Origin of the sequence: Methylobacterium sp. WL120 (assembly GCF_008039465.1) — a bacterium.
GTDB classification, from domain to species: Bacteria; Pseudomonadota; Alphaproteobacteria; order Rhizobiales; family Beijerinckiaceae; genus Methylobacterium; species Methylobacterium cerastii.
This window is the reverse complement of the sequence record NZ_VRUT01000269.1, coordinates 1-3,685: the sequence shown is the minus strand read 5'-3', so window position 1 is coordinate 3,685 and position 3,685 is coordinate 1. Positions and strand designations below refer to the sequence as shown.

At 71.3% G+C, this 3,685-nt stretch carries 5 protein-coding genes and 1 pseudogene; 3 read left to right on the top strand and 3 right to left on the bottom strand.

The window, feature by feature from the left end:
- A pseudogene (locus FV229_RS27700) lies at positions 1–358 on the bottom strand (hypothetical protein); the annotation flags it as partial.
- The gene (locus FV229_RS25935) at positions 351–1,073 is read right to left on the bottom strand and encodes an SDR family oxidoreductase (protein ID WP_147754679.1); all 723 of its coding nucleotides are present in this window, start codon (positions 1,071–1,073) and stop codon (positions 351–353) included. The pseudogene FV229_RS27700 and the gene FV229_RS25935, both read right to left, overlap by 8 nt.
- A 230-nt stretch (positions 1,074–1,303) precedes the next feature.
- On the opposite strand from FV229_RS25935, the gene FV229_RS25930 reads away from it, so the two are divergent.
- Positions 1,304–1,885, top strand: coding sequence for a carboxymuconolactone decarboxylase family protein (locus FV229_RS25930; RefSeq protein WP_147754677.1), 582 nt, complete (start codon positions 1,304–1,306; stop codon positions 1,883–1,885).
- Positions 1,886–1,892: 7 nt separating this feature from the next.
- Here FV229_RS25930 and pdxH read toward each other — a convergent pair whose 3' ends face one another.
- Positions 1,893–2,471 carry a pyridoxamine 5'-phosphate oxidase gene (gene pdxH, locus FV229_RS25925; RefSeq protein WP_147754678.1) on the bottom strand — a complete coding sequence of 193 codons (579 nt, stop codon included), beginning with the start codon at positions 2,469–2,471 and terminating at the stop codon, positions 1,893–1,895.
- A gap of 269 nt (positions 2,472–2,740) precedes the next feature.
- On the opposite strand from pdxH, the gene FV229_RS25920 reads away from it, so the two are divergent.
- Together FV229_RS25920 and FV229_RS25915 are read left to right on the top strand one after the other, a co-directional pair.
- Entirely contained in the window at positions 2,741–3,214 is a 474-nt protein-coding gene (locus FV229_RS25920) for an RT0821/Lpp0805 family surface protein (protein ID WP_246688349.1), read from the top strand.
- Between the two features lie 177 nt (positions 3,215–3,391).
- Positions 3,392–3,685, top strand: a 294-nt coding sequence (locus FV229_RS25915; protein WP_147754675.1) for a DnaJ domain-containing protein, incomplete at its 3' end; no start/stop codon positions are given.

Here is a 3,685-nt window from a genome sequence, read left to right as displayed (position 1 = left end):
AGCCGGGCAGGGCGCCGCGTGGCGTCTCGGCGGCGGCCAGGCCCTCGATCGCCTCGGCGCCGAGCAGCGTCGTGCGGATCGTGCCGTCGACGAGGCTGAGCGCCGCGCCGCCCTCCTTGCCCCAGACCACGACCAGCGGCGCGCTCTCCTCGTCGCTCGCCTCCGGCGCCTCCGCGTTCGCCGAGCGGGCCAGCGGGATCAGCCCGGAGGTCGCCACCGCCACCGCGACCTCGCTGCGCGGCCCGCGCATCGCGGTCGCCTGGAACGGCAGGTCGAGGATCGTGACCGCCGGCTCTGCGGCGGCGGGGGTGGCGGCGAAAACGAGAAGAAGGGACCAGCGGACCAGCCGGTCAGACATGCTGGCCGCCGTTGATGTGCAGCTCGGCGCCGTTCACGTAGGACGAGGCCTCGGTGCACAGGAAGTAGATCGCCTTGGCGACCTCGTCCGGGGTGCCGAGGCGCCGCTGCGGGATCTGCTCGACCAGCTTGTCGGTGCCGGGCGAAAGGATCGCGGTGTCGATCTCGCCCGGCGAGATCGCGTTGACGCGGACCCCCAGTGGACCGAAGTCGGCGGCCATCTCGCGGGTCAGGCCGGCGAGCGCCGACTTTGAGGTGCCGTAGGCCGCCCCGGCGAACGGGTGGACGCGCGATCCGGCGATCGAGGTGACGTTGACGATCGAGCCCTTGGCGCGGGCGAGCTCGTCGCGCAGGCCCTGGGCCAGCAGCACGGGCGCGAAGACGTTGACCTGGAACACCCGCTGCCACGTCGCGAAGTCGGTCGGCAGGGCGCCGAGGCGCTCGCCGTTCGGGCCCTTCGGCGAGATGCCGGCATTGTTGACGAGCGCGTGCAGCAAGCCGCCCTCGTTCGCGAGCCGCTCGGCGACCTCGCGGACCCCGCGCACGGTGTCCGCGGCGTCGGCGAGATCGACCTGGAGGTGGTCCTCCGGCCCCATCTCCCACGGGCAGTTCTCCGGGAACGCGTGGCGCGAGCAGGTGATGACCCGCCATCCCGCGGCGGAGAAGCGCTTGACGGTGGCGTGCCCGATGCCGCGGCTCGCCCCCGTGAGCAGCATGATGCGGCGGCGTTCGTTTCCGGGTGTGGCCAAGGCCGTGCCTCGCTTCCATTCGGGGCCGGCGCCGGGGCACCCCGGCGGGCCTCCGCATTGAGGATCCGGTCTAAGCGCAGCGGTCTCGAAAATCCAGCGGCTTCGCCGCGCCGCAACACCGGCCGCGGCGCTTGACCGGCAGGACGTGGAGCGGGATCACCCAAGCCCCGCAGCCAGCACAGCCGGATCATCGCCCCATGCCGAACACGGCCCGCCCCACCGACCGGATGCCCGCGATCCCGGCGGACGGCCTCACCCCGGCCCAGGTCGCGGCGTCGGACGCGTTCCTGGCCGCGCGGAAGGTGCCTGTCTTCGGCCCGTTCGTGCCGCTGTTGCGCAGTCCCGACCTGATGCTGCGCGCCAGCGAGATGGGCCTGTACCTGCGCTACGACAGCGTCCTGCCGTTCAAGATCAGCGAATTCGCGATCCTGATCGTGGCCCGCGAGTGGAGCCAGCAGATCGAATGGCAGATCCATCACCCGATCGCGCTGAAAGCCGGCCTCGATCCGGCGGTGGCGCAGGCGATCGCGGAGGGACGGCGGCCGGACGGCATGTCGTCCGAGGAGGCCGCGGTCTACGCGTTCTCGACCGAGCTCCAGCGCAACAAGGCGGTGAGCGACCCGACCTATGCGGCGCTGGTCGCCCTCTACGGCGAGCAGGGGGCGATCGATCTCACCGGCATCAACGGCTATTACGCGCTGCTCGCCATGACGATGAACGTCGCCCGCACCGCGCTTCCCGAGGGCGTTGCGCCGCCGCTGCCGCCCCTGGTGCCGTAACCCGTCCCTACGGATAAAGCCGCGACCGGTCCCAGCCCTCGCCGTTGCGGGTGAAGCGGACGCGGTCGTGCAGGCGGTAGTCGCCGTTGCGCCAGAACTCCATCGCCACCGGCTCGATCCGGAAGCCGGTCCAGTTCTCCGGCCGCGGCACCGGCCCGTCCTCGTAGCGCGCCGACAGCTCCGCCACCTCCGCCATCAGCGCGTCGCGGCCCAAGAGCGGCCGCGACTGCCGGCTGGCGATCGCCCCGAGGCGGCTGTCGCGGTGGCGGCTGGCGAAGTAGGCGTCCGCCTCCTCGGCCGTCACCCGCGACACTGGACCGCGGACCCGGATCTGCCGGCGCAGGCTCTTCCAATGCAGCACGAAGGCGGCCTGCGGGTTGGCGGCCAGCTCCTCGCCCTTGGCGGATTCGACGTTGGTGTAGAACACGAAGCCGCGCGCGTCGTAGCCCTTCAGCAGCACCATCCGCACGTCGGGGAGCCCGTCCGCGCCGGTCGTCGCGAGCGCGATGGCGTTGGCGTCCTCGGGCTCGGAGGCGGTCGCCTCGACCATCCAGGCCGCGAACAGGCCGAACGGGTCGTCGCTCAGGGTGAAGTCCGCGGCGTCCGGGACCGCATCGTGTCCGCCCGACTCATCGATCTTTAACGCGTCCACGACTTAATCCTCCGTTGTGAGATCCGGGTCGGGGGGCACCGACGTTGGAGCACACTTACGCGCCATCTCGGCTGGGGTTCAGGGTCTCGGGTACAGGTGTAATGCGTCGTCCCGACAAGAAGGAAGTGGCCGCGGCGACGCCGCAGGCAGAGGAATGTGCGAAGCGGATCGCGCCGTCGGCACTGGCCGCCTGCCTCGTCTCGATGCTCTGCGGCTGCAGCCAGCCGCTCCTGATCTTCCGCGCGGACGCCACCCCGGAGGCCAAGGCCGCGACGGTGGCCGACGAGCCGATCGTCACCGGCAGCATCAACCGGCGCCCGACGAGCTTCGGCTCGGACCTCGGCGAGGAGGATTGGCGCCGCGCCTACGCCGCGCTTGGGGTCGCCCTCGACCCGCAAGGCAACGGCAAGCCGGTGAAGTGGGACAACCCGGAGACCGCCTTGCGCGGCACGATCAACCCGACCGGGCTGCCCTACGTCGCCCAGGACCTGATCTGCCGCGACTTCCTCGCCTCGGTCATCGCGCCGAACAGCAGCCGCTTCGTGCGCGGCACCGGCTGCAAGCCCTCCGGCGGCGAATGGGAGTTGAAGCGGATCCGCACCGGCAAGGCTCCGTCGGACAAGGCAACGCCGGGCAAGAGCCACCTGGACAAGGGCCACACAGACAAGACGGGCTGAGCGCGACGCGCCCGGCGCTGCGTCCGGCAAGCCTTGCGCTGCGCTCGGGTTGACGCCGGCGGCGCTTGCGCCGAGTCTCGCCGCCCCTACGTTACGCAAGGGCAACAGGCCGCCCACATGCGGCCCGTATGGCCGCTGCTCCACAGCCGGCGCGAAACCACGAAACTCAAGAGACCGATGCGCAATCCCTACGAGGTGCTGGGCGTACCCAAGACTGCCGGCGAGGCCGAGATCAAGAAGGCCTATCGCAAGCTCGCCAAGACCTACCATCCCGACACCAACAAGGACGCCAAGGCGAAGGACCGCTTCGCCGAGGCGAACTCGGCTTACGAGATCCTCGGCGAGCCGGAGAAGCGCCGGCAGTTCGACCGCGGCGAGATCGACGGCGACGGCAAGCCGCGTGCGACCGGGTTCGAAGGCTTCGGTGGCGGCCGCGCGGGCGGGTTCGACTTCGGCGGCGCGCCCCGCGGC